The sequence below is a fragment of the Pacificitalea manganoxidans genome, assembly GCF_002504165.1.
GTDB classification, from domain to species: Bacteria; Pseudomonadota; Alphaproteobacteria; order Rhodobacterales; family Rhodobacteraceae; genus Pacificitalea; species Pacificitalea manganoxidans.
Map to the genome: position 1 here is coordinate 1,440,672 of NZ_CP021404.1, position 24,116 is coordinate 1,464,787.

The following is a 24,116-nucleotide window of genomic DNA, read 5'->3' on the forward strand; positions in this document are numbered from 1 at the left end:
GCAGATGGAAACGATCATCCTCTTCGCCCCGCTGATCGGGGCGCTCATCTGTGGGTTCGGCTGGCGTCTTATCGGCGAGCAGGCCGGTCAGGTCATCGCCACGGGCCTGCTGTTCCTCGCCGCGCTGCTCAGCTGGATCGTCTTCTTTGGCTTCGATGGCACGACCGAAGAAATCCAGATCATGCGCTGGATCGAAAGCGGCAGCCTCGCCACCGACTGGGCGATCCGCATGGACCGGTTGACCGCGATCATGCTGATCGTCGTGACCACCGTGTCCGCGCTCGTGCATCTTTATAGCTTCGGCTACATGGCGCATGACGAGAATTTCCGCGAAGGCGAGAACTACAAGGCGCGTTTCTTCGCCTATCTGTCCTTCTTCACCTTCGCGATGCTGATGCTCGTGACCTCCGACAACCTTGTGCAGATGTTCTTTGGCTGGGAAGGCGTGGGCGTCGCGTCCTATCTTCTGATCGGCTTCTACTATCGCAAGCCGTCCGCCGGGGCCGCCGCGATGAAGGCGTTCATCGTCAACCGCGTCGGCGATTTCGGCTTCGCGCTGGGGATCTTCGGGCTCTACTTCCTCGTGGATTCGATCGCGTTCGACGACATTTTCGCCGCCGCGCCGCAGATCGCCGAAACCCAGATCACCTTCCTCTGGACGGAATGGAACGCCGCGAACCTTATCGCCTTCCTGCTGTTTGTCGGCGCGATGGGGAAATCCGCGCAGCTGTTCCTGCACACCTGGCTGCCCGACGCGATGGAAGGCCCGACGCCCGTGTCCGCGCTGATCCACGCCGCGACGATGGTGACGGCGGGCGTGTTCCTTGTCTGCCGCATGTCGCCGCTGATGGAATTCGCGCCCGAGGCCACGACCTTCATCACCTATATCGGCGGGTTCACGGCGCTGTTCGCGGCCTCCGTCGGGCTGGTGCAGACCGATATCAAGCGCGTCATCGCCTATTCGACCTGTTCGCAGCTGGGCTACATGTTCGTCGCCGCCGGTGTCGGCATGTATTCCGCCGCCATGTTCCACCTGTTCACCCACGCCTTCTTCAAGGCGATGCTGTTCCTTGGTGCGGGCTCCGTGATCCACGGGATGCATCACGAGCAGGACATGCGGAACTACGGCGCGCTGCGTAAAAAGCTGCCCTACACCTATTGGGCAATGATGATCGGCACGCTGGCCATCACCGGCGTCGGCATTCCGCTGACCACCATCGGCTTCGCGGGCTTCCTCTCGAAAGACGCGATTATCGAAAGCGCCCATGCCGCTGGCACGCCTGCCGGTATGGTGGCCTTCGTGCTGCTGGTCGTCGCGGCGGGGATGACCTCGTTCTACTCGTGGCGCCTGATCTTCCTGACCTTCTACGGCAAGGCACGGGGCGACAAGCACACCCATGAGCACGCCCATGAAAGCCCGACCGTCATGCTGATCCCGCTTGGGGTTCTGTCGCTCGGCGCGATTTTCGCGGGGATGCTGTGGTATGGCTCCTTCTTCGGGCATACCGATCAGGTGGCGAAGTTCTACGGCATTCCGCTGGCGGGTGAAGAAACCCATGCCGAGGCTGACGAGGCCGCGCATGGCGGCGAACCGGTCGTGGCGACCATCGCCGAAGGCGACGCCACGGATGAAACCGCCGTTGCCAGCATTGCCGAAGGCGAAGCTGACGCGGACGATCACGCCGCCACTGATGCTGTCGAACCGGCCGCGCATGTCACCGAAGCCGAACATGGCGAGGAGGGCGAAGGCGCAGCCGAGGAGCATCATTATGCCTTTGGCGGTGAGCCCGGCGATGGCGCGCTCTACTTCGGGCCGGAAAACCACATCCTCGACGACGCCCATGCCAGCCCCAAGCTGGTGAAGGCCTCGCCCTTCTTTGCGATGCTGTTCGGGTTGGTGCTGGCGTGGTGGATGTATATCCGCAACCCGTCGCTGCCGGGTCGTCTGGCCGCCAACCAAAGCCACCTTTATCAGTTCCTGCTGAACAAGTGGTATTTCGACGAGATCTACAACGCCATCTTCGTGCGTCCGGCCCATGGCCTTGCACGGTTCTTGTGGAAGCGCGGCGACGGCACCGTCATCGACGGCGGCATCAACGGGCTGGCGATGGGGATCATCCCCTTCTTCACCCGGCTCGCGGGCCGGGCCCAGTCTGGCTACCTGTTCCACTACGCATTCGCGATGGTTCTCGGAATTGCAGTCCTGATCACCTGGATGGCGATCAGCGGAGGAGCTGAATAATGGACAACCTCCTGTCGATCATCACGTTCATCCCGCTGATCGCGGCGCTGATCCTGGCGTTCTTTCTGCGGGGCGAGGATGAGGCCGCACAGCGCAACGCCAAATGGCTGGCGCTGATCGCGACCTCCGCGACCTTCCTCGTGTCGCTGTTCGTGATCTTCCAGTTCGATCCGGAAAACACTGGCTTCCAGTTCGTCGAAGAACGCGAATGGCTGCTGGGCCTGACCTATAAGATGGGCGTTGACGGGATTTCGGTCCTGTTCGTGATGCTCACCACCTTCACCATGCCGCTGGTCATCGCCGCCAGCTGGAACGTGAATGTCCGCGTCAAGGAATACATGATCGCGTTCCTGATGCTGGAAACGCTGATGCTCGGCGTGTTCTGCGCGCTGGATCTGGTCTTGTTCTACATGTTCTTCGAGGCGGGCCTCATTCCGATGTTCCTCATCATCGGGATCTGGGGCGGGGCAAACCGCATCTATGCCAGCTTCAAGTTCTTCCTCTATACCTTCCTCGGCTCCGTGCTGATGCTGGTGGCGATGATCGGCATGTATGTCGATGCGGGAACCACCGATATCGCGCTGCTGCTGGAGCATAACTTCTCCACTGGCGGGCTCGAAATCGCGGGCTTCCAAATCGTGGGCGGGTTGCAGACGCTGCTGTTCCTTGCGTTCTTTGCCAGCTTCGCGGTCAAGATGCCGATGTGGCCGGTCCATACATGGCTGCCCGACGCGCACGTTCAGGCACCGACCGCCGGTTCCGTCGTGCTGGCCGCGATCCTGCTGAAGATGGGCGGCTACGGCTTCCTACGCTTCTCGCTGCCGATGTTCCCGGTGGCGTCCGATATCATGGCGCCCTTCGTGCTGTGGCTCTCGGCCATCGCCATCGTCTACACCTCGCTGGTCGCGCTGGCGCAGTCGGACATGAAGAAGCTCATCGCCTATTCGTCCGTCGCGCATATGGGCTACGTCACCGCCGGGATTTTTGCCGCCAACCAGCAGGGCGTCGATGGCGCGATCTTCCAGATGCTGAGCCACGGCTTCATCTCGGGCGCGCTATTCCTCTGCGTCGGCGTGATCTACGACCGGATGCATACCCGCGAAATCGACGCATATGGCGGATTGGTGAACCGGATGCCGGCCTATGCCGCGATCTTCATGTTCTTCACCATGGCCAATGTCGGCCTGCCGGGCACATCGGGCTTCATCGGCGAATTCCTGACGCTGATGGGCATCTTCCAGGTCAACACCTGGGTGGCGATGGTCGCGACGACGGGCGTGATCCTGTCGGCGGCCTATGGCCTGTGGCTCTATCGCCGGGTCGTGTTTGGCGACCTGATCAAGGAAAGCCTGAAGTCGATCACCGACATGACCACCCGCGAGAAGGCGATTTTCGCGCCGCTCGTCGTCATGACCCTGCTGCTGGGTGTCTATCCGGCGCTGGTCACGGACGTGATCGGGCCGACGGTGGCCGATCTGGTCGCCGGGATCGAAACCGACGTGGCCGCCTACGCCCCCGACACTACAGAGGTCCAAGTGGCCGAGACCGGAGATCACTGAGCGATGACATCCGCAGATTTCACCATCATCCTTCCCGAGATCGCGCTGGCGGTCTACGCGATGGCCGCGCTGCTGTTCGGGGTCTACACCACCAAGGACAAGGCCGCGCCGCTGCTGGTCTGGACCACGTCCGCCGTGCTGGTTGCGGTGGCGATCTGGGTCGGCCTGTCGGGCGAGGGCACGCAGCAGGCGTTTGGCGGGCTGTTCATCGATGACGGCTTTGCCCGCTTTGCCAAGGTCGTGGCGCTTCTGTCGGCGGCGGTGGTGCTGGTCCTGTCGATGGACTTCATGACCACCCGCGATCTGCTGCGCTTCGAATATCCCATCCTCGTCACGCTCGCTTTGGTCGGCATGATGGTCATGGTGTCCTCGGGCAACCTGATGACGCTTTACATGGGGTTGGAACTGCAATCGCTCGCGCTTTACGTCGTTGCCGCCCTGCGCCGCGACAGCGTGAAATCGACCGAAGCGGGCCTGAAGTATTTCGTGCTGGGCTCGCTCAGCTCCGGCATGCTGCTTTACGGGGCCTCGCTGACCTACGGGTTCGCAGGCACGACCCAGTTCGAAGGCATCTACCTTGCTGCTGGGGATCAACTGCCCATCGGCCTGCTGTTCGGTCTGGTGTTCCTGCTGGCCGGTCTGGCGTTCAAGGTATCCGCCGCGCCGTTCCACATGTGGACCCCCGACGTCTACGAAGGCTCGCCCACCCCGATCACCGCCTTCTTCGCCACCGCACCGAAAGTCGCGGCAATGGCGCTGCTGGCGCGGGTCGTCTACGGCGCGTTCGGCGGGGCAACGGCGGATTGGGGGCAGATCATCGCCTTCCTCGCCGTAATCTCGATGTTCTTGGGCTCCATCGCCGCCATCGGCCAGCGCGACATCAAGCGTCTGATGGCCTATTCCTCTATCGCGCATATGGGCTACGCGCTGGTGGGGCTTGCCGCAGGCACCACCGCGGGGGTGCAGTCGATGCTGCTTTACATGGCGATCTACGTCACCATGAATATCGGCGTCTTTGCCTTCATCCTGACGATGGAGCGTGACGGTCGCCATGTGACCGAGATCGGCGCATTGTCGATGCTGTCCAAGCGCGAGCCGATCAAGGCGCTGGCGATCCTGCTGCTCATGTTCTCCATGGCCGGTGTGCCGCCGATGGCGGGCTTCTTCGCCAAATTCGCGGTGTTCTCCGCCGCCGTCGATGCCGGTCTGGGCTGGCTCGCCGTGGCCGGGGCCGTGGCCTCCGCAATCGGGCTCTACTACTATCTGCGCATCGTCTTCCTGATGTATTTCGGCAAGGACGAGGACGCCGCCATCGACGGGTCCATGGGCATGATCCAATGGGGCGTGCTGATGGCCTCCGCCGCGATCATGCTGCTGGGCGTCGTGAACCTCTTTGGGGTCGACGGGCTGGCGGGTGCTGCCGCGCTGACCCTCGTCAACTGACCCCTTGGCCTCGTCCGGGACGCAGATGACCGACACGCACATGAAATGGCCCGACCGCTATGGTCGGGTCATTTTGCATGAAATTGACAGCACAAATGCCGAAGCGGCCCGCCGCATTGGCGACCTGTCCGGGCCCACATGGATCATGGCGCGGATGCAGACCGCCGCGCGCGGGCGGCGCGGGCGGCCCTGGGCCAATCCGGCGGGCAATTTCGCGGCCACGCTGGTGCTGCGCCATCCCGGTGCGCCGGGGCAGGCGGCGCTGCGCTCCTTCACCGCGGCGCTGGCCCTGCACGAAGCCTTCGTCACCGCCACCGGGCGGCCCGGCTCCTTCGCGCTGAAATGGCCCAATGACGTGCTGCTCAATGGCGGCAAGGTCGCGGGCATCCTGCTCGAAGGGTTGCACCACGGCACGGGCGCCCATGCGCAAGCCGGGCTTGCCATCGGCATCGGCGTCAATCTCGCCGCCGCGCCCGATCCCGGACAGGTAGAGCCGGGCGCGCTGCGGCCTGTGTCGCTTCTGTCGGAAACCGGCACCGCGATCGACCCCGAAGAGTTCCTGAACATCCTCGCGCCCGCCTATGCCCGGCTGGAAAGCCAATTCGCCAGCTACGGCTTTGCCCCCCTGCGCGCCGCGTGGCTGGAACGGGCCGCCCGGCTGGGGGAGCCGGTGACCGCGCGGATGGGCTCCGAAACCGTGACCGGCACATTCGAGACCATTGACGAGACCGGCCAGCTGGTGCTGCGCGGCTCCCACGGGGTGCGGCGGATCACAGCGGCCGAGATTTTCTTCTGACCACGCGATCTGGGAGGGCGCGCCATGCTGCTCTGTATCGACTGCGGCAATACCAACACCGTTTTCGCGATCTGGGACGGGACCGAATTCCTGACCACGTTCCGCACCGCCACCGAACATCAGCGGACGGCGGATCAGTATTACGTCTGGTATAACGCGCTCATGGCCCATCGCGGGCTGGATGTGACCATCGATGCGGTCATCATCTCCTCCACCGTGCCGCGCGTGGTGTTCAACCTTCGCGTCTTTGCCGACCGCTATTTCAACACCCGCCCGCTGGTCGTGGGGCGCGAGGATTGCGCGCTGCCGCATATCCCGCGCGTCGATGTGGGCACGCAGGTCGGGCCGGACCGGCTGGTCAACACCGCCGGGGCCTATGACCGCCACGGCGGCAATCTGATCGTGGTCGATTTCGGCACGGCCACGACCTTCGATGTGGTCGATGATGACGGCGCCTATGTCGGCGGGGTGATCGCGCCGGGCGTGAACCTCAGCCTTGAGGCGCTGCATCAGGCCGCCGCCGCGCTGCCCCATGTGGATGTCACCAAGCCCGCCCGCGTCATCGGCACCAACACCGTCGCCTGCATGCAGTCGGGCGTGTTTTGGGGGTATGTCGGGCTGGTGCGTGGAATTTGTGACCGGATTCGCGCCGAACGGGACCGTCCGATGCAAATCATCGGCACCGGAGGCCTTGCGCCCTTGTTCTCTCAGGGGGACGTGTTATTTGACCGCATCGAAGACGACCTGACCATGCATGGTCTCACCGTCATCCACGCCTATAACCGCGCGGCGGCTCAGGCGCAGGGGTGACGGCGTTTTCGTTTCCGACAGTCGCGTCCTCTGACAGCATGGCGCGCTGCATTTGAATTTTCGACGGGGCAGGCGGCCCGCGCAGGCAACGCCACCCGGAACGCGCAAGAACAAGAACAGGACGAACGGGCATTATGAACAAAGCGGCAGACAGGCTGATCTATCTTCCTCTGGGCGGGGCCGGGGAGGTGGGCATGAACGCCTATGTCTACGGCTACGGCCCCGCCGGGCGCGAGCGTCTGATCCTTGTCGATCTGGGCGTGACCTTCCCCGACATGGACACCACGCCCGGCGTCGATCTGATTTTCCCCGACATGCAGTGGCTCATCGACCGGGTGGATCGTCTGGATGCGATCTTCATCACCCACGGGCATGAGGACCATATCGGCGCGCTGGGGCATTTCTGGAACGACCTGCGCGTGCCGGTCTATTGCCGCAACTTCACCGGCCATCTCGCACAGCGCAAGATGGAAGAGCACGGCGCCGATGCCGATGCGATCGAAATCGTCGGCGCCTATCCGCAGCAGGTGAAAGCCGGTCCCTTCTCCGTCAGCTTCGTGCCGATCAGCCACTCGATCCCCGAAAGCTCCGGCATGGTGATCGACACCCCCGCGGGCCGCGTTGTCCATACCGGCGATTTCAAGCTCGACACCCAGCCCGGTGTGGGCGAACCGTTCGACCCCGATCTGTGGAAGCGCGTCGCGACCGAAAAGGGCGGCGTGCATGTCATGACCTGTGACAGCACCAATATCGGCGTGCCCCATGCGGGCCGGTCCGAGGTGACGGTCGGCCCCGACATCCGCGATCTGGTGAAATCCCAGCCCGGCATGATCGTCGCGACCACGTTTGCGTCGAACGTCGCGCGGGTGAAAACGCTGGCCGAGGCGGGCGTTGCCGCCGGGCGCTCCGTCTGCCTGATGGGCCGCGCGATGAAGCGTATGGTCTCCGTCGCCATCGAAACCGGCGTGTTGCAGGATTTCCCGTCCGTGATCGCCCCGGAAGAGGCCGGCGACATCCCGCGCGAAAACCTGATGCTGATCGTCACCGGCTCGCAGGGCGAACGCCGCGCGGCGTCGGCACAGCTGGCCCGCGGCAAATATCTGGGGCTGGAGCTGAAGGAAGGCGACAGCTTCCTGTTCTCGTCGAAAACCATTCCGGGCAATGAGCGCGGCGTGATCCAGATCATCAACAGCCTGTCCGAAAAAGGCGTCGAGGTCATCGACGACAGCTCCGGCCACTACCACGTCTCGGGCCACGCCAACCGCCCCGATCTGGAAGCGATGCATGACATCGTGCAGCCGAAGATCCTGATCCCGATGCATGGCGAACACCGGATGCTGCGCCGTCACGCGCAGGTCGCCGAAGCCAAGGGCATGGCCAGCGCCATCGCCGTCAACGGCACCATGCTGGACCTCACCGGCCCCGCGCCGAAGGTTGCGGAATTCGTCGAAACGGGCCGCACCTATCTGGACGGCTCGGTCAAGATCGGCGCGCTGGACGGGGTCGTGCGCGACCGTATCCGCGCAGCACTCAACGGGCAGGTGTTCCTCACCGTGCTCTTTGACGAAGACGACGCCCCGCTGGGGGAGCCGTGGGCCGAACTGGTTGGTCTGCCGGAAACCGGACGCTCCAACGCGCCGCTGGTCGACCTGATCGAAGCGGATGTGGAGCAGTTTCTGGGCCGTGCCGACCGCTCCACGATCCTCGATGATGATAAGCTCGACACCGCCCTGCGCCGGGCCGTGCGCCACGTCGCCCAGCAGGAAATCGGCAAGAAGCCCGAGGTCACGGTGGTCATCAGCCGTCTGGCCTGATCCCGCCGCGCGGGCCTGCCCCGACCCAAGCGAGCCAACGCCTCCGCCGGATCGCCGCGCGGGGGCGTTTCGCATTTCAAACCCCTTGCCAGATGCGCCCGCCTGCGGCCAGACTGGTCCCCATGTGGCGCGTTCTGCTTTCCGTCGTGATGATCCTTGCGCCGCCCGCCGCGCGGGCCTGCGATGTGGCCCTGCTGCTGGCGGTCGATGTGTCCAGTTCCATCGACGCCGCCGAATACCGGCTTCAGATCGACGGCATGGCGGACGCATTCGCTGATCCCGAAATCGCCGCGCGTCTGGTCGAAGGGCAGATCGCGGTCGCCGTCCTGCAATGGTCCGGCCCCGAAGCGCAGGCGCTCAGCCTGCCGTGGCAGCGCATGACCGATCCCGCCGCCGTGCGCGCGCTGGCGCAGCGCACCCGCCTGTTGCCGCGCGCCTTTACCCTGTCGGGCACCGCGCCGGGCGATGCGATTCACGCCGCGCTCGGCCATCTGCGCGTAGGCCCCGCCTGTGCGCGTCAGGTGATCGATATTTCCGGCGACGGCACCGCGAATGCCGGGTTGGCCCCGGCCCCCGCCCGCCGCGCGGCGGAGCGTGCGGGCGTCACCATCAACGGCATCGCGATCGAGCATATGGGCCTGTCATTGACCAATTATTACCGCTGGCGCCTGACCACCGCCGATGGCTTTGTCGTGACCGCGCGGGGGCATCGCGACTACCCCCGTGCCATCCGCGCCAAAATTCTGCGCGAAATCAGCAAGATCCTCGGTTAACCGGGCAGAGTTGCAGCGCCGCACCCCGTGCTTGCCCCCGCGGCGCAGGTCTGTCATTCCCCGGCAAAGGCTTTTATGCTCTCCTCGAATCCAACACTCACGGCAAGCGGCGCGTCTCATGTCCCGAACGATCGACTACGGAAAACTGATGCACAACGCGATGCGGGGCCTCATTCAGGAGGTTCTCAGCGACATCGCCACCCGTGGCAGCCTGCCGGGGGAACATCACTTCTTCATCACCTTCGATACGACGCATCCCGATGTGGCCATCGCGGACTGGCTCCGCGACCGCTACCCCGAGGAAATGACCGTGGTGATGCAGCACTGGTTCGACAATCTCGATGTCACCAATGACGGGTTTTCGGTCACGCTGAATTTCGGCGATCAGGCGGAGCCGCTTTATATCCCCTATGACGCGATCCAGACCTTTGTCGATCCGTCCGTCGAATTCGGCCTGCGCTTTGAAAGCCACGATGACGATGACGACGAATATGACGACGATGACGAAGCCCCGATGGAAGAAGACGCGCAGCCCGAACAGCAGCGCGACGCCGAGGTGGTGAGCCTCGACAGCTTCCGCAAGTAACAGGGCAGGGCGCGGGCAGGGGCCCCGCCCGCCCGACCGGCACGGCACCCCGGGCCCCCGGGCGCACTCCGACCCGCACGCCCCCCGCGCGCGTCTTGCCGCTTCCCAAATCGCAACGGCTCTGCTAGCTCTTGCCTCATGAACGGCTGCATCTGCATCATTCGCATCTGCATTACCGGCTGACATTCGTCAGGCGGGCCGCTTCCTTCGTTTCCAAAACCGATCGAGTTTGCTAATCCCGCCGCGCGACACGCGAGGAACGGACATGACCGAGATCAGGCTTTGGAACACGGCGAGCAAGCGTAAGGAGCCGCTCATCCCCATGCGCCCCGGCGCGGTGTCGATGTATGTCTGCGGGCCGACTGTCTATGACCGCGCGCATCTGGGCAATGCCCGCCCCGTGGTGGTGTTCGACACGCTCAATCGCCTGCTGCGCCACGTCTATGGCGCCGATGCCGTGACCTATGTGCGCAACTTCACCGATGTGGACGATAAGATCATCGCGCGGGCAGAGGAAACGGGCCGCGACATCGCCCAGATCACCGGCGAGACGACCCAGTGGTATCTCGATGACATGGCCGCCATCGGCGCGCTGGAGCCTGACGCCATGCCCCGCGCCACCGATTACATCCCCGCCATGGTCGCGATGATCGAAACCCTGATCGCGGGCGGTCATGCCTATGCCGCCGAGGGGCATGTGCTGTTTTCCGTCGAAAGCTACACCGCCTATGGGCGGCTGTCGGGTCGCTCCGTCGAGGACATGATCGCCGGTGCCCGGGTCGAGGTTGCGCCCTATAAACGCAACCCGATGGATTTCGTGCTGTGGAAGCCCTCCACCCCCGATCAGCCCGGCTGGGACAGCCCGTGGGGCCGCGGTCGCCCCGGCTGGCATATCGAATGCTCCGCCATGTCCCGCGAATTGCTGGGCGACAGTTTCGATATCCACGGCGGCGGCAACGACCTGATGTTCCCGCATCATGAAAATGAGATCGCCCAAAGCTGCTGCGCCAATCCCGGCAGCGATTTCGCCCGGATCTGGATGCATAACGAAATGCTGTTGGTCGAGGGCAAGAAGATGTCCAAAAGCCTTGGCAATTTCTTCACCGTCCGCGAGCTTCTGGACCAAGGTGTGCCGGGCGAGGTCATCCGCTTCGTGTTCCTGTCCACCCATTATCGCAAGCCGATGGACTGGACTGAGGAACGGGCCAACACTGCCCGGCGCACCCTGCAAAAATGGCGGGAACAAACCCGCGACGTCACACCGGGTGATGTGCCAGACCACATGCTCCAACTGCTTGCAGACGACCTGAATGTATCAGGGTATATCGCCGAAATGCACCAACTTGCGCATGCGCATGATCAGTCCACGCTGCTTGCTGCAGGCCAGCTTGTAGGTCTGCTTGGTGAGAACCTGTCAGGCTGGGAAATCGTGTCCCCTGCAGACGGCGCGACCCTTTCCATTCTGGATGACTTGCAGCGCCGCCTTGCCGAGGCCCGCGACGCCGCCATGCAGTCCAAGGATTTCTCACAGGTCGATCACCTGAAAACCGCGCTTCTTGCCGCCGGGGTGGAGGTGCGGATGTCCAAGCAGGGCGTCGATCTGGTGCCCGGCGCGGGCTTCGAACCCGCACAGTTGGAGAGGCTGAAATGACCCGCGAGCGTCTCTACCTCTTTGACACCACCCTGCGCGACGGGCAGCAGACTCAGGGCGTGCAGTTCTCGCTCGCCGAAAAGCAGCGCATCGCCAGCCTGCTCGACGGGCTGGGCATCGACCAGATCGAAGGCGGCTGGCCCGGCGCGAACCCCACCGACAGCGCGTTTTTCGAGGCCGTCCCGCCGCTGTCCCGCGCCACCATGACCGCCTTCGGCATGACCAAACGCGCGGGCCGTTCGGCGGCCAATGACGATGTGCTGGCCGCCGTGCTGAACGCCAATACCCCGGCGGTGTGCCTTGTGGGCAAGACCCATGATTTCCACGTCTCCACCGCGCTTGGCATCACGCTGGAGGAGAACCTCGAAAACATCGGCGCGTCGCTGGCGCATTGCGTGGCGCAGGGGCGCGAGGCCCTGTTTGACGCCGAACATTTCTTTGACGGCTATAAGGCCAATCCCGATTACGCGCTGTCATGCCTGCTGGCGGCGCGGGATGCGGGCACGCGCTGGATCGTGCTCTGCGACACCAATGGCGGCACCCTGCCTTCCGAGGTGGCGCGCATCACCGCCGAAGTCATCGCCGCCGGTATCCCCGGCGACCGGCTGGGCATTCACACCCATAACGACACCGGCAACGCCATCGCCAACACGCTCGCCGCCATCGACGCGGGCGCGCGACAGGTGCAGGGCACGCTGAACGGGCTGGGGGAGCGCTGCGGCAATGCCAATCTGATCTCCATCATCCCGACGCTGCTGCTGAAAGAACCCTATGCCAGCCGCTATGAGACGGGCGTCACCGTCGACGGGCTAAAGGGGCTGACCCGCGCCTCCCGCCTGCTCGATGACATGCTGAACCGGGTGCCGGTGAAAAGCGCGCCCTATGTCGGTGCATCGGCCTTTGCGCATAAGGCCGGGCTGCATGCCTCGGCCATCCTCAAAGACCCCTCCACTTACGAACATGTGGAGCCGGGCATCGTCGGCAATGCCCGCATCATCCCGATGTCCAATCAGGCCGGTCAATCCAATCTGCGCGGGCGTCTCGCCGAAGCGGGCCTGAGCGTGGAGAAGGGCGACCCCCGGCTGGCCGCGATCCTTGACGAGATCAAGCTGCGCGAGGATGCGGGCTACAGCTACGACACCGCGCAGGCCAGTTTCGAACTGCTCGCCCGCCGGACGCTCGGCCTGCTGCCTGACTATTTCGAGGTCAAACGCTACAAGGTCACGGTCGAACGCCGCCGCAACAAGCGCAACCAGATGGTCAGCCTGTCCGAGGCCGTGGTCGTCGTAAAGGTCGGCGGCGAGAAGGTCATGTCAGTGTCGGAATCGCTCGACGCCTCCGGCATGGATCGCGGCCCCGTCAACGCGCTCTCCAAGGCGCTGGCCAAGGATCTCGGCCCCTATCAATCCTATATCGACGATATGAAGCTGGTGGACTTCAAGGTGCGCATCACCAATGGCGGGACCGAGGCCGTGACCCGCGTCATTATCGACAGCGAGGATGGCGAGGGCCGCCGCTGGTCCACCGTGGGCGTCTCGGCCAATATCGTGGATGCCAGTTTCGAGGCGCTGCTCGATGCGGTGTGGTGGAAGCTGGCCCGCGACGGCGCGCCCGCGCCCGGCAGGTCCGCCCACCCCGCTAATACCGCGCCCACCGACACTTCTCCCGACAGCACCGCGCCCAACGACACCGCCGCCAGTGGCACTGCCCCTGACGGGGCCCCGGCGTGAGCGATCCCACCGCCCCCACTGGCGATCTCGACGCCTGCGCCGCGCTGGTGGCCCGCGCCGATCCCGACCGCTTTGCCACGCTGATGGCAGCGCCCGTGCCCGCCCGCGCCGCGCTGCTGCCGCTCTATGCCTTCAACGTCGAGGTCGCCCGCGCGCCTTGGGTCACGCAGGAGCCGATGATCGTCGAGATGCGCCTGCAATGGTGGCGTGACGTGCTGGAGGAAATCGCCAGCGGCGGCCCGGTGCGCCGCCACGAGGTCGCGACCCCGCTCGCCAACACATTGCGCCGCCCCGCTCCGGATGGTGCGGCGGACCGGCTGTCGACCGCGCCCGCGCTGCTCGATGAACTGGTCGCTGCCCGGCGCCGCGACACGGCCCAGATGCCGTTTGATGACCCGGCAGCCCTGCGCGCCTATCTCGACGCCACCGCAGGCAATCTGATGGTGGTGGCGGCGCTGTTGCTGGGCGATGCGGCCCAGATCCCGGTGCGCGCCATTGGCCGGGCCCACGGGCTTGCGCAATATCTGATGGCGGTGCCGGAGTTGGAAGCGCGCGGCAAGGCACCGCTGCCCGATGGCCGTCCCGACACCCTGCGCGCCCTTGCCCGCGAGGGCCGCGACTGGCTGGCCGAGGGCCGCGCCGCCCGCCTGCCCAAACAGGTGCGCCCCGCGCTCTGGCCCGCATGGCAGGCCGATGCCATCCTGAAACGCGCCGCCGCCCATCCCGCGCGGGTGGGGCAGGGCGCGCTAGCCCCCAGCGAATTTTCCCGCCGGTTCGGGCTGCTGCGGCGCGGGTTGACCGGCGCGGTGTGATCCCGCCGCTGGCGCTGCCCTGACAGCTGGGCTGCGTGCCCGTCCCGCTCAACTTACGGTCTGTGTGAAATCCACGCGCCGGGGCGGGCTCACGCCCGGCGTCGGCGCACCGTCAACCAGATCAGCGCCCCGCCAGCCAGTGCCAGAAACGGCACCATCGCGATGTTCACGGCCATCCAGCCCTGCACCACCGACCCGCCAGAGCAGTTCATCAGCCCGCCCGACGCCAGCGAGGCCAGCGTCACCAGCCCGTAGACCAGCGCATCGTTCATGCCCTGCACCATGCCGCGTTCCTCGGGGCGGTGCGATTGCGCCAGCAGCGTCGTCGCGCCGATAAAGCCGAAATTCCAGCCGATCCCCAGCAGCACCAGCGTGCCGAAGAACTGCGACAGCGCCACGCCGCTCAGCCCCATCAGTCCGGCAGCGGCAAGGATCACCAGCCCCGTCGCGATGATCTTTGGCGCGCCGAACCGGGCGATCAGGTGACCGGTGAAAAACGACGGCACGAACATCGCCAGCACATGCGCGGTCACGATGTCAGAGGCATCGCCGGTCGTGAAACCGCAGCCCACCACCGCCAGCGGCGTCGAGGTCATGACAAGGTTCATCAGCGCGTAGCTCACCATCGCGCAGATCACCGCCACGGCAATCGCCGGGCTGCGCAGCAACTGCATCCGCGTGCGTCCGGTGGGCGCATCGGGGCGCGGCGCGGGCGGGCGCGGAATGTCCAGCAGCGGAAACAGGATCAGCCCGATCGCATTCAGCCCGATCGCGGCCAGATAGGTGCCCATGAAGGTCACGGGCAACGCCTCGGAAGTCAGCTTCACGATCTGCGGCCCGACCAGCGCGGCGATCAGCCCGCCTGCCATGACATAGCTGATCGCCTTGGGGCGGAACGCGTCCGAGGCCGTGTCGGCGGCGGCAAAGCGGTAGAACCCCTGCGCGGCGAAATAGATGCCGGTCAGAAACGCGCCCAGCAGCAGGATCAGGAACGAGCCGCTCCACACCCCCACCGCCGACAGCGCCGCGCCCGACGCCCCGCCGGCGGCCCCGATCAGGAACCCCGTGCGCCGTCCCCGCCGCTGCATCAATGCCGAAATGCGCGGCGCCGAAATCATCGAGCCCAGCACCAGCAGCGACACGGGCAGGGTGGCCAGACACGGGTTCGGCGCCAGCATCTGCCCCGCCAGCCCGCCGACCACGAAATGCAGCGGCATCTGCGCGCCCAGCAGGCCCTGCGACGCCACCAGCACCGCCACATTGCGCCGCGCCCGCCGCGCCATGTCGACACCCCCACCGGAGCCGCCGGGCTCTGGGCTGGCAGGTGCGGCGATGTGCGGGGCGGTGTCATGGGTGCTCATGCGAATATCGCTACAGAGCGGCGACAGGTGCCGCAAGCGTGATATCATGCGGCGAGCATGTAATTCGTTCTGGAAAGGCCGTGTCGGAGCGGGCGTTAATATTTCCTCAGTGCACCGTCCAGCCTGCCGCAATCACGCAGTTTCGCGCTCAAACCGGGCCAAAATTCCCTGAACACTTTGTAAAATGTTTCGCACGCGAAACAATGCGGCAGCCTCTCTGACCCGAATCCCCACAGCCGCGCACCCCCGCTCTCGAACTAGGCCGAAGGCCGCGAGAGCGAGCGCCTGCCCGTCCCCCGGGCTGGCGCTTTGCCACCTCTCGCTGACCTCAGAGCGGGGAAGGATCTGTCACCATAAAGCGCACCCACTCATCCGTTGCAGCGCCACCCCACGGGCAGGCTCACGTCTCACTTTATGTTCGACTGGGGGCATTCGTGCTGAGCCGGACCGCCCGCGAACAAGGCCGCAGGCCGCGTGGGCGAGCGCCTGCCCGCCCCAACGGGCTGGCGCTTTGCCACCTCGCGCTGGCCTCGGAGCAGGGAGGGGTTTGGCCGGGATAAAGCACCCCGCTCAACCGGTGTAGCGCCACCCCACGGGCAGGCTCACGTTGCGCAAAGAGAGAGCGACCGAACTGCGGCGCTCTCTTCTTAGATGCGCTTCACCACCACACCCTTACTCCGCCGCGACCTTGCGCGGTTTCAGCATTGGGGCGAGGTAGTGGCCCGTGTGGCTTTCGGCGACCTGCGCGACCTCTTCCGGGGTGCCGGTGGCCACGACCGTGCCGCCGCCATCGCCGCCTTCGGGGCCGATATCGATGATCCAGTCGGCGGTCTTGATGACGTCGAGGTTATGCTCGATCACCACCACCGTATTGCCGCTCTCGACCAGTTCGTGCAGCACTTCCAGCAGCTTGCGCACATCTTCGAAATGCAGGCCCGTCGTCGGCTCGTCGAGGATATAGAGCGTCCGACCGGTGGAGCGCTTCGCCAGTTCCTTTGACAGTTTCACCCGCTGCGCCTCGCCGCCCGAAAGCGTCGTCGCCTGCTGGCCGACCTTGATATAGCCCAGCCCCACGCGCATCAGCGCGTCCATCTTGTCGCGGATCGAGGGCACCGCCTTGAAGAAGTCCTGCGCGTCCTCGACGGTCATGTCCAGAACGTCGGCGATGCTCTTGCCCTTGAACTTGATCTCCAGCGTTTCGCGGTTATAGCGCGCGCCGCCGCAGGTCTCGCAGGTGACATAGACATCGGGCAGGAAGTGCATCTCGATCTTAATGACCCCGTCGCCCTGACAGGCCTCGCAGCGGCCGCCCTTGACGTTGAAGCTGAAGCGTCCCGGCTTATAGCCGCGGGCCTTGGCCTCGGGCAGACCGGCGAACCAGTCGCGGATCGGGGTAAAGGCGCCGGTATAGGTCGCGGGGTTTGATCGCGGCGTGCGTCCGATGGGCCGCTGGTCGATATCGATGACCTTGTCGAGATGCTCCAGACCCTTGATCGTCTCGCAGGGCGCGGGCGTCTGGCGCGCGCCGTTGAGCCGCATGGAGGCGGTCTTGAACAGCGTCTCGATGGTCAGGGTGGATTTGCCGCCGCCCGACACGCCCGACACGCAGACGAATTTGCCCAGCGGGAAATCGACGGTGACCTCGCGCAGGTTGTTGCCGGTGGCTTTCACCACTTTCAGCTTCTTCTTGTTGCCCTTGCGCCGAATGGCGGGCACGGCGATCTCGCGCGTGCCGGCAAGGTATTGGCCGGTCACGGAATTCGGATCGGCGGTGACCTCCGCCGGGGTGCCGTGGCTGACGACGGAGCCGCCATGCACGCCCGCGCCGGGGCCGATGTCAAAGACGTAATCGGCCTCGCGGATCGCTTCTTCGTCATGTTCGACGACGATCACCGTATTGCCCTGATCGCGCAGGTTTTTCAGCGTCGTCAGCAGCCGGTCATTGTCGCGCTGGTGCAGGCCGATGGACGGCTCGTCGAGCACATAGAGCACCCCGGTCAGGCCCGAACCGATTTGCGACGCCAGCCGGATCCGCTGGCTTTCGCCGCCAGACAGCGTGCCCGCGTTGCGCGACAGGGTGAGGTATTCCAGACCGACATTGTTGAGAAAGCCCAGACGCTCGCGAATTTCCTTCAGGATCGCGCGGGCGATCTCGTTCTTCTGGGCCGACAGCGCTTCGGGGACGCCGGCGCACCAGTCGAACGCTTCCTTGATCGACATCTGCACGACTTCGCCGATATGCATCAGCCGGGTTTCGCCGCCCTGTTTCGAGCCGATCTTGACCGCCAGAGCCTCGTCCCGCAGGCGGTAGCCGTGGCAGGCGCCGCAGGGGCGGTTGTTCTGGTAGCGCTCGAATTCCTCGCGGACCCAGTTGCTGTCGGTCTCGCGGTAGCGCCGCTCCATGTTCGGGATCACACCCTCGAAGCTGCGGGTGACGTTATAGACCCGGCCGCCTTCGTCATAGCGGAACGCGATCTCGTCATCGCCGGAGCCGTGCAGAAATACCTGCTGCACATGGGCGGGCAGGTCTTTCCACGGGGTGCGTTTGTCGAATTCGTAATGTTTGGCGATGGCTTCGATGGTTTGCAGGAAATACGGGCTCTTGCCCTTGCGCCACGGCGCAATGGCACCATCGGCCACGCGCAGGCTCAGATCCGGCACCACCAGCCGTTCGTCGAAAAACAGCTCCACCCCCAGCCCGTCACATTCCGGGCAGGCCCCGAAAGGCGCGTTGAACGAAAACAGCCGCGGCTCGATTTCGGGAATGGTAAAGCCGGACACGGGGCAGGCGAAGTTTTCCGAGAAGGTGATGCGCTCCGGCGCGCCGTCTTCCTCGCGCGGGGCGGTTTCCAGCACGGCGATGCCATCGGCCAGATCGAGCGCGGTGCGGAAGCTGTCGGCCAGACGGGTTTCAAGCCCGTCCTTCACCACGATCCGGTCCACCACGACATCGATGTCATGGCGGAATTTCTTGTCCAGCGTGGGCGGTTCATCAAGGTCGTAGAACTGTCCGTCGACCTTTACCCGCTGAAAGCCCTGCTTGCGCAGTTCCAGAAATTCCTTGCGATACTCGCCCTTGCGGTCGCGGATCATCGGGGCCAGCAGATAGGCGCGGGTGCCTTCGGGCAGGGTCATCACGCGGTCGACCATGTCCTGCACCTGCTGCGCCTCGATCGGCAGGCCGGTGGCGGGGCTGTAGGGCGTGCCCGCGCGAGCAAACAGCAGACGCATGTAGTCATAAATCTCGGTCACCGTGCCGACGGTGGAGCGCGGGTTCTTCGACGTGGTTTTCTGCTCGATCGAGATCGCGGGGCTGAGACCGGAGATGTGATCCACATCCGGTTTTTCCATCATGTCGAGAAACTGCCGAGCATAGGCCGACAGGCTTTCGACATAGCGGCGCTGGCCTTCGGCATAGATCGTGTCAAAGGCGAGCGAGGATTTGCCCGAGCCCGACAGCCCGGTGATGACCACCAGCTGATCGCGGGGAATGTCGACATCGATATTCTTGAGGTTATGCTCGCGCGCGCCGCGCACCTCGATCATTTTCAGGTCTGGCATGACCGCCCTTTCGTGCTGCTGCCGACACCCCGGACGGGCGCGGCGTCGGAGGCCGGGTGAGACACCCCGCGGCGACAGTCTCACCAGATAGGAGCTTTCCCCGGTTCCGCCAACCTCCATTTGCGAACAAATCGTAAACGGGCCGCGCGCGCAAGGCGGGTATGCGCGAGGGATGAGGGCGTGTGGGGTGTGGAGGGGGGGCTTTGATGGGGTTCGGTGACAAAGCCCACCGTTCGCGGTGCCGCGCCGTCGCCCGCGGACAGGCGAAGCGCGAACGCGTGCCGCGCCGTCCCGGTGGGCTGGCGCCTTGTCACCGTGCGCTGGCCTCCGGGCGGAAAAGGTTTAGTTGGGATAACGCCCGCCGGTTTAGACGGTATAGCGCCATCCGACGGGCAGGGTGGCACTACGCGCAAGTAACGGGGGGCCACACATCACTCCGATCTAAGCGCACCCGCCCGCGAACAAGGCGAAGCCGCGCGGGCGAGCGCCTGCCCGTCCGACCGGGCTGGCGCTTGGCCACCTTACGCTGACTTCGGAGCGGGGAGGAGTTTGACTGGGATAAAGTGGGCCGTTCGGGTGCTGTAGCGCCATCCCACGGGCAGGCTCGCGTGGCGCTCTATGCTTGACCGCGCCGTGCGTGCTGAGCGCGACCGCCAAGAAACCGTCGCGCTTTACCAAGCGCGGTTGGCTTGTGCGGTGACGCGTTCCAGCACGGTGCGGCTGGCCTGTTCGACGCGGTAGATCTGCTTATCCCCGTGGAAATAGGCCCAGCCGTCCTGGTTTTGCGGCAGCCCGTAATATTCCGAGTTGAGCAACATCATGTAATCGTCGGGCAGGGGGGCGCCGGGGTCCAGCAGGTTTTGGGGCGCGGGCGCGGACAGGCGGCGCGCGCCGTCGAGGCTGGCGGTGCGGATTTCGCGCGGGGCGACGCGCACGAATTTGGCGCCGCCGCTGCTTTCCGACAGGGCGCCACCACAACCGGCGCCGGCGCTTTCGGTCGGGCAGGCCTGTGCGGCACGGGGCAGGGCGAGGCTGAGCCCAAGGGCCAGCAGCGAGGCGATGGCGGCGGCGAGCACGGCCTCGGACCGGGACAACCGGGGATAGGTTTTGGCCCGGGCATGAGCCCGCGCGCGGGCGGGATGCAGGGGCGCGCGACGGGGCGCGTGGCGGTCAGTTAAGGACATTTTCCAGCACTCCGATCAGGGCCAGCACCTCGCGGGTGTCGGGGTCAATGCGATAGACGTAATCTTCATCGCGATAATAGGTGTAGTCCGGGTCGAGATCATAGAGCCCCGGTTCTTCGATGATGACGTAATCCCCATCCAAACGCTGCCCGACCAGGGGGCGGTCATTGACGCCGTCGATATCCACATCGCGATTGCGCGTCGCCACAACATCCGTGGCTACATAGGTGTCACGGTCCAGCGAAGCCTCGCGATAGACCGCATCGTCGCGATAATCCTGCATCAGCGTGGCCGGGCGCGGACGGGGGCGCATGTCGATGGTCAGGGGCGCGGTGGCCGGGGCGACCGCACGGGCGATGGCGCGGCTGTCGTTGCGGGTGTCGTCGCGGTCATTGACGGCGCGATCCCGGTTCACATAGTCCCGGTCGTCCTCGTGGCGATGATCGCGGTCGCGGGTCACCGCCGCTTGGCGGGCCAGTCCGGGCGGCGTGCAGCCATTGCCCTTCTTGGCGAGACCCGGCGGACAGACCGAGATGTCGAGCTTCTTGGCCTGTTTGCGCAGATCTTTCTGATGCTTCTCGGCGGCCTTGCGGGCCTCCTTGCGAAACTTCTTGACGGACTTTTCGTATTTCTTTGCAGCCTTCTCGCCATCGGGTTTGGCTTCGGCCATTATCGGCATGGTGACCGCGACCGTGGCTGCCAGAATGAGCGACATGGTTTTCATCGGGATGCTCCGTTTGCTTGGCAACAGAACCGCTTGGACAGCCGTGCGGTTCCAAATGCGGCGGAAATGTGACCCGCTTCGGCGGGAGCCTGCCGACGGGGAAGGGGCCGGTGGGGTTGCGGCCCGGCAAGGATCAAGGTTTAGGGAGCGCAAGGCGCGGAATTGTAACGGGCCCGACACGGGCCGCCCCCGCGCCACGCAGATTAGGGATCAAGGAAGGTCAGAAATGCGTATCGCCGTCGGAGCCATCACGCGTCGTCGTCCCGGCATGTTTGCCGAATTGCTCGACTCCTTCGTGACGATGGAGCGGCCAGCGGGGGCGCAAATCACCTTTCTCTTTGCCGAGAACGACGCCGAAACCACGATCCAAGCGGAGCTTGACGCCTTTCGCGCCCGCGTGCCGGAGGAGGTCCGTTTCGCGCTGGAGCCGCGTCCGGGCATTCCCGCCGCCCGCAACACGGCGCTCGACATGGCGTTGGAGGGCGGGTTCGATTACCTGACATTTGTCGATGATGACGAGACCGTCCGGCCCGACTGGCTGGTGACGCTGATGGCGGGGATGGAGGCACATTGCTGCGATCTGGCCGGGGGGCCGGTGGCGCTGGTCGAGCCTGATGAGCAGTTGTCGGCGCTGAACCGTGCGGTGTTCGAACTTCAGGCCCGCCGCATGAAACGCCGGGATCGCGAGCGGCGCGGCTTCATGGAGCAAGGCGTGAGCAACCCCTATAACATCTACACCAACAACTGGTGCGTGCGGCTGGACTTCGTGCGCGAACACGGCGTGCGCTTTGACGAGTCGCTGCGGGTGACGGGCGGCTCCGACAGCCGCTTCAGTCTCGATCTTGAAGCAAAGGGCGGGCGGCGCTGCTGGGTGTCGGACGCGGTGGTCGAAGAGCCGACCCCGAAGAAACGCCTGACCCTGCGCTATGTCTATGCCCGCGCCCGCGACCAAAGCTCCAACAGCGTGCGGTTCAAAAAACAGGGGCTGGCGCGCGTGGCGGGCAAAGCCTTTGCGCGACTGTTCGAAGCCTTTCTGAACCTGATCGCTGCGCCGTTCACGCGCGGGCGCAGTCTGGCGAAGGTGGCTTATAAATCGGGAGTCGCGGCCGGGTTGATTTTAGGCGCGCTGGGCCATCGCAGCCGCCATTACGACAGCCATGCGGACCGTTATCACACCGAGGTCGACCGCTAGGGGGCCTGTGCCCGCGCGTTTGCGTCTCGTGCCGACACCGCCTGCCGCATGAAAGGCGGGATTGGGTCGTCTGGTCCCGCCCCCCGCGCGGTGCGGATCACCTAGCGGGGCCTGCGGAGCGCTTGCCCGGCATGCATGGCGGCTGACCTGTGCCGGTGCTTGCCGGGACTTTCCGGTGGGGGTAAGGTCCGCGCCGATGCCGCCGGCCCCCGTGCTGGCCGCGTCCTTTACCCTCGCCGCATCGCTGAAAGGATCCGCCATGCAACCCGGTCTGCTGCGCACCGCTTTGGTGCTGGGTCTTTTGTCGATGGTCGGTCCGTTCGCGATCGATATGTATCTGCCCGCCATGCCCGCGATCGCCGCAGGGCTGGGCACCACCGAGGGCGGCGTGCAGGCGACGCTGACCGCGTATTTTCTGGCCTTTGGCGTGGCGCAGATGGTCTATGGCCCGTGGGCGGACCAATCCGGGCGCAAGCTGCCGATCCTGACCGGGATCGTGGTGTTCTTTATCGGCTCCGTCGGGGCGGCGCTGGCGGGCAGTGTCGAGGCATTGGTGCTGTGGCGCGCGGTGCAGGGGCTGGGCGGTGCGGCGGTGATGGTGGTCCCGCGCGCGGTGATCCGCGATCTTTACACCGGGCCGGCGGCGACGCGGATGATGGCGATGATCATGCTGGTGATTTCGGTGTCGCCCATGCTTGCGCCGCTGGCGGGCAGTCTGGTTCTGAGCCTTGCGGGGTGGCGCATGGTGTTTTGGGTGCTGGCGGGCGCGGCGGTGCTGTCGGTGATCCTGACCGTGACCTTGCAGCCCGAGACGCTGCCGGTCGCGCGGCGTCGCCCGGTGCGGCTCAATTTCCTGCTGCGCGGGTCGCGGCAATTGCTGAGCGATCCGCTGTTCATGGGGCTGACGCTGGTGGGCGGCTTTGGGATGGCGAGTTTCTTCGTGTTTCTCGCCTCAGCCTCGTTCGTCTATACCGGCCAATATGGGCTGAGCCCGACCGGGTTCTCGCTGGCCTTCGCGATCAACGCGGTGGGGTTCTTTTCCGCGTCGCAGGCGGCGGGGCCATTGGCCGTGCGGCTGGGCATGACCCGGCTGATCCTGCTGGGCGTCGGCGGATTTGCCTGTTTCACCATGGGGCTTCTGGTGGTCACGGCGATGGGCGGCACGGCGCTGTGGGTGCTGATCCTTGGGTTGTTTCTGGGCAATGCCTGTCTGGGCACGGTGATCCCGACGACGATGGTTCTGGCGCTTGAGCCGCATGGTGAGGTGGCGGGGCTGGCCTCGTCGCTCGGCGGCACGCTGCAGATGCTGGTGGGCGGCGTCATGATCGCGGTGAGCGCGCCGTTCTTTGACGGAACCGCGCTGCCGATGGTCGCGGTGATCGCGTTCTGCGGCGCGGCGGCGTTGGTGCTGAGCCTGCTGACCCTGCGCAATCTGGGTGCGGCCCCGGCGCAGGGGTGAGAGCGGCGTCGGGGGCGCAGGCGTCGGGCTGAGCGCATTCGCCCGCGAGCAAGGCGAAGCCGCGCGGGGGAGCGCCTGGCCGGTCGGGCGGGCTACCGTGGGGCTACGCATCCCCGCTCTCGGACAAGCCCGCAGGGCGCGCGGGCGAGCGCCTGCCCGTTCCGGCGGGCTGGCGCTCGGCCACCTCGCGCTGACCTCGGGGCGGGGAGGTGTTTGGCTGGGATAAACTGCGCCGTTCTGTCGTTGCGGCGCCATCCCACGGGCAGGCTAGCGTTGCGCCAGGTGTGCAGTGCCGATCGGGGCTCGCCTTCGAACTTCGCACCCCCGCCCGCGAACAAGCGAAGCGCGCGGGCGAGCGCCTGCCCGTCCCTGCGGGCTGGCGCTTTGCCACCTTGCGCTGACCTCTGAGCGGGGAGGTA

General features: G+C 65.4%; 17 protein-coding genes. 13 read left to right on the forward strand and 4 right to left on the reverse strand.

All coding sequences use genetic code 11. The annotated features are described in order from the left end of the window. Positions 1–4: 4 nt before the first annotated feature. From nuoL to CBW24_RS06685, 11 genes are all read left to right on the forward strand, one after another. Positions 5–2,242, forward strand: coding sequence for an NADH-quinone oxidoreductase subunit L (nuoL, locus tag CBW24_RS06635; RefSeq protein WP_097373068.1), 2,238 nt, complete (start codon positions 5–7; stop codon positions 2,240–2,242). Next, positions 2,242–3,801, forward strand: coding sequence for an NADH-quinone oxidoreductase subunit M (locus CBW24_RS06640; RefSeq protein WP_088661941.1), 1,560 nt, complete (start codon positions 2,242–2,244; stop codon positions 3,799–3,801). Before nuoL ends, CBW24_RS06640 begins: the two co-directional genes overlap by 1 nt. A 3-nt stretch (positions 3,802–3,804) precedes the next feature. Further along, the gene (gene nuoN / locus CBW24_RS06645; RefSeq protein ID WP_097373069.1) at positions 3,805–5,244 is read left to right on the forward strand and encodes an NADH-quinone oxidoreductase subunit NuoN; all 1,440 of its coding nucleotides are present in this window, start codon (positions 3,805–3,807) and stop codon (positions 5,242–5,244) included. Positions 5,245–5,269: 25 nt separating this feature from the next. Then, positions 5,270–6,040 carry a biotin--[acetyl-CoA-carboxylase] ligase gene (locus CBW24_RS06650; RefSeq protein ID WP_232530243.1) on the forward strand — a complete coding sequence of 257 codons (771 nt, stop codon included), beginning with the start codon at positions 5,270–5,272 and terminating at the stop codon, positions 6,038–6,040. Positions 6,041–6,064: 24 nt separating this feature from the next. Then, on the forward strand, positions 6,065–6,850 hold the full coding sequence (locus CBW24_RS06655) for a type III pantothenate kinase (protein WP_088661939.1): 786 nt from the start codon (positions 6,065–6,067) through the stop codon (positions 6,848–6,850). A 134-nt stretch (positions 6,851–6,984) separates the two neighbouring features. After that, the gene (locus tag CBW24_RS06660; RefSeq protein WP_088661938.1) at positions 6,985–8,664 is read left to right on the forward strand and encodes a ribonuclease J; all 1,680 of its coding nucleotides are present in this window, start codon (positions 6,985–6,987) and stop codon (positions 8,662–8,664) included. Between the two features lie 122 nt (positions 8,665–8,786). Continuing rightward, positions 8,787–9,437 carry a DUF1194 domain-containing protein gene (locus tag CBW24_RS06665; RefSeq protein ID WP_097373070.1) on the forward strand — a complete coding sequence of 217 codons (651 nt, stop codon included), beginning with the start codon at positions 8,787–8,789 and terminating at the stop codon, positions 9,435–9,437. Positions 9,438–9,555: 118 nt separating this feature from the next. Beyond that, a complete protein-coding gene (locus tag CBW24_RS06670) occupies positions 9,556–10,023 on the forward strand; it encodes an SspB family protein (protein ID WP_088661936.1) in 468 nt (155 codons plus the stop codon). 265 nt (positions 10,024–10,288) lie between these two features. After that, positions 10,289–11,674: a cysteine--tRNA ligase gene (gene cysS, locus CBW24_RS06675; RefSeq protein ID WP_097373071.1), complete on the forward strand. Its 1,386-nt coding sequence runs from the start codon at positions 10,289–10,291 to the stop codon at positions 11,672–11,674. Continuing rightward, a complete protein-coding gene (gene cimA / locus CBW24_RS06680; protein WP_097373072.1) occupies positions 11,671–13,404 on the forward strand; it encodes a citramalate synthase in 1,734 nt (577 codons plus the stop codon). Before cysS ends, cimA begins: the two co-directional genes overlap by 4 nt. Then, the gene (locus CBW24_RS06685; RefSeq protein WP_232530245.1) at positions 13,401–14,216 is read left to right on the forward strand and encodes a squalene/phytoene synthase family protein; all 816 of its coding nucleotides are present in this window, start codon (positions 13,401–13,403) and stop codon (positions 14,214–14,216) included. Before cimA ends, CBW24_RS06685 begins: the two co-directional genes overlap by 4 nt. An 89-nt stretch (positions 14,217–14,305) precedes the next feature. On the opposite strand, the gene CBW24_RS06690 is transcribed toward CBW24_RS06685, so the two are convergent. From CBW24_RS06690 to CBW24_RS06705, 4 genes are all read right to left on the reverse strand, one after another. Continuing rightward, the gene (locus CBW24_RS06690; protein ID WP_097374154.1) at positions 14,306–15,499 is read right to left on the reverse strand and encodes an MFS transporter; all 1,194 of its coding nucleotides are present in this window, start codon (positions 15,497–15,499) and stop codon (positions 14,306–14,308) included. A gap of 750 nt (positions 15,500–16,249) precedes the next feature. Further along, on the reverse strand, positions 16,250–19,138 hold the full coding sequence (gene uvrA, locus CBW24_RS06695) for an excinuclease ABC subunit UvrA (protein WP_097373073.1): 2,889 nt from the start codon (positions 19,136–19,138) through the stop codon (positions 16,250–16,252). Between the two features lie 671 nt (positions 19,139–19,809). Continuing rightward, a complete protein-coding gene (locus CBW24_RS06700; protein WP_097373074.1) occupies positions 19,810–20,322 on the reverse strand; it encodes a hypothetical protein in 513 nt (170 codons plus the stop codon). Next, a complete protein-coding gene (locus CBW24_RS06705; RefSeq protein ID WP_157773100.1) occupies positions 20,309–21,046 on the reverse strand; it encodes a hypothetical protein in 738 nt (245 codons plus the stop codon). Before CBW24_RS06705 ends, CBW24_RS06700 begins: the two co-directional genes overlap by 14 nt. A gap of 226 nt (positions 21,047–21,272) precedes the next feature. On the opposite strand from CBW24_RS06705, the gene CBW24_RS06710 reads away from it, so the two are divergent. Then, positions 21,273–22,238: a glycosyltransferase family A protein gene (locus CBW24_RS06710; RefSeq protein ID WP_157773102.1), complete on the forward strand. Its 966-nt coding sequence runs from the start codon at positions 21,273–21,275 to the stop codon at positions 22,236–22,238. 259 nt (positions 22,239–22,497) lie between these two features. Continuing rightward, a complete protein-coding gene (locus CBW24_RS06715; RefSeq protein ID WP_097374155.1) occupies positions 22,498–23,697 on the forward strand; it encodes a multidrug effflux MFS transporter in 1,200 nt (399 codons plus the stop codon). Positions 23,698–24,116 lie beyond the last annotated feature (419 nt).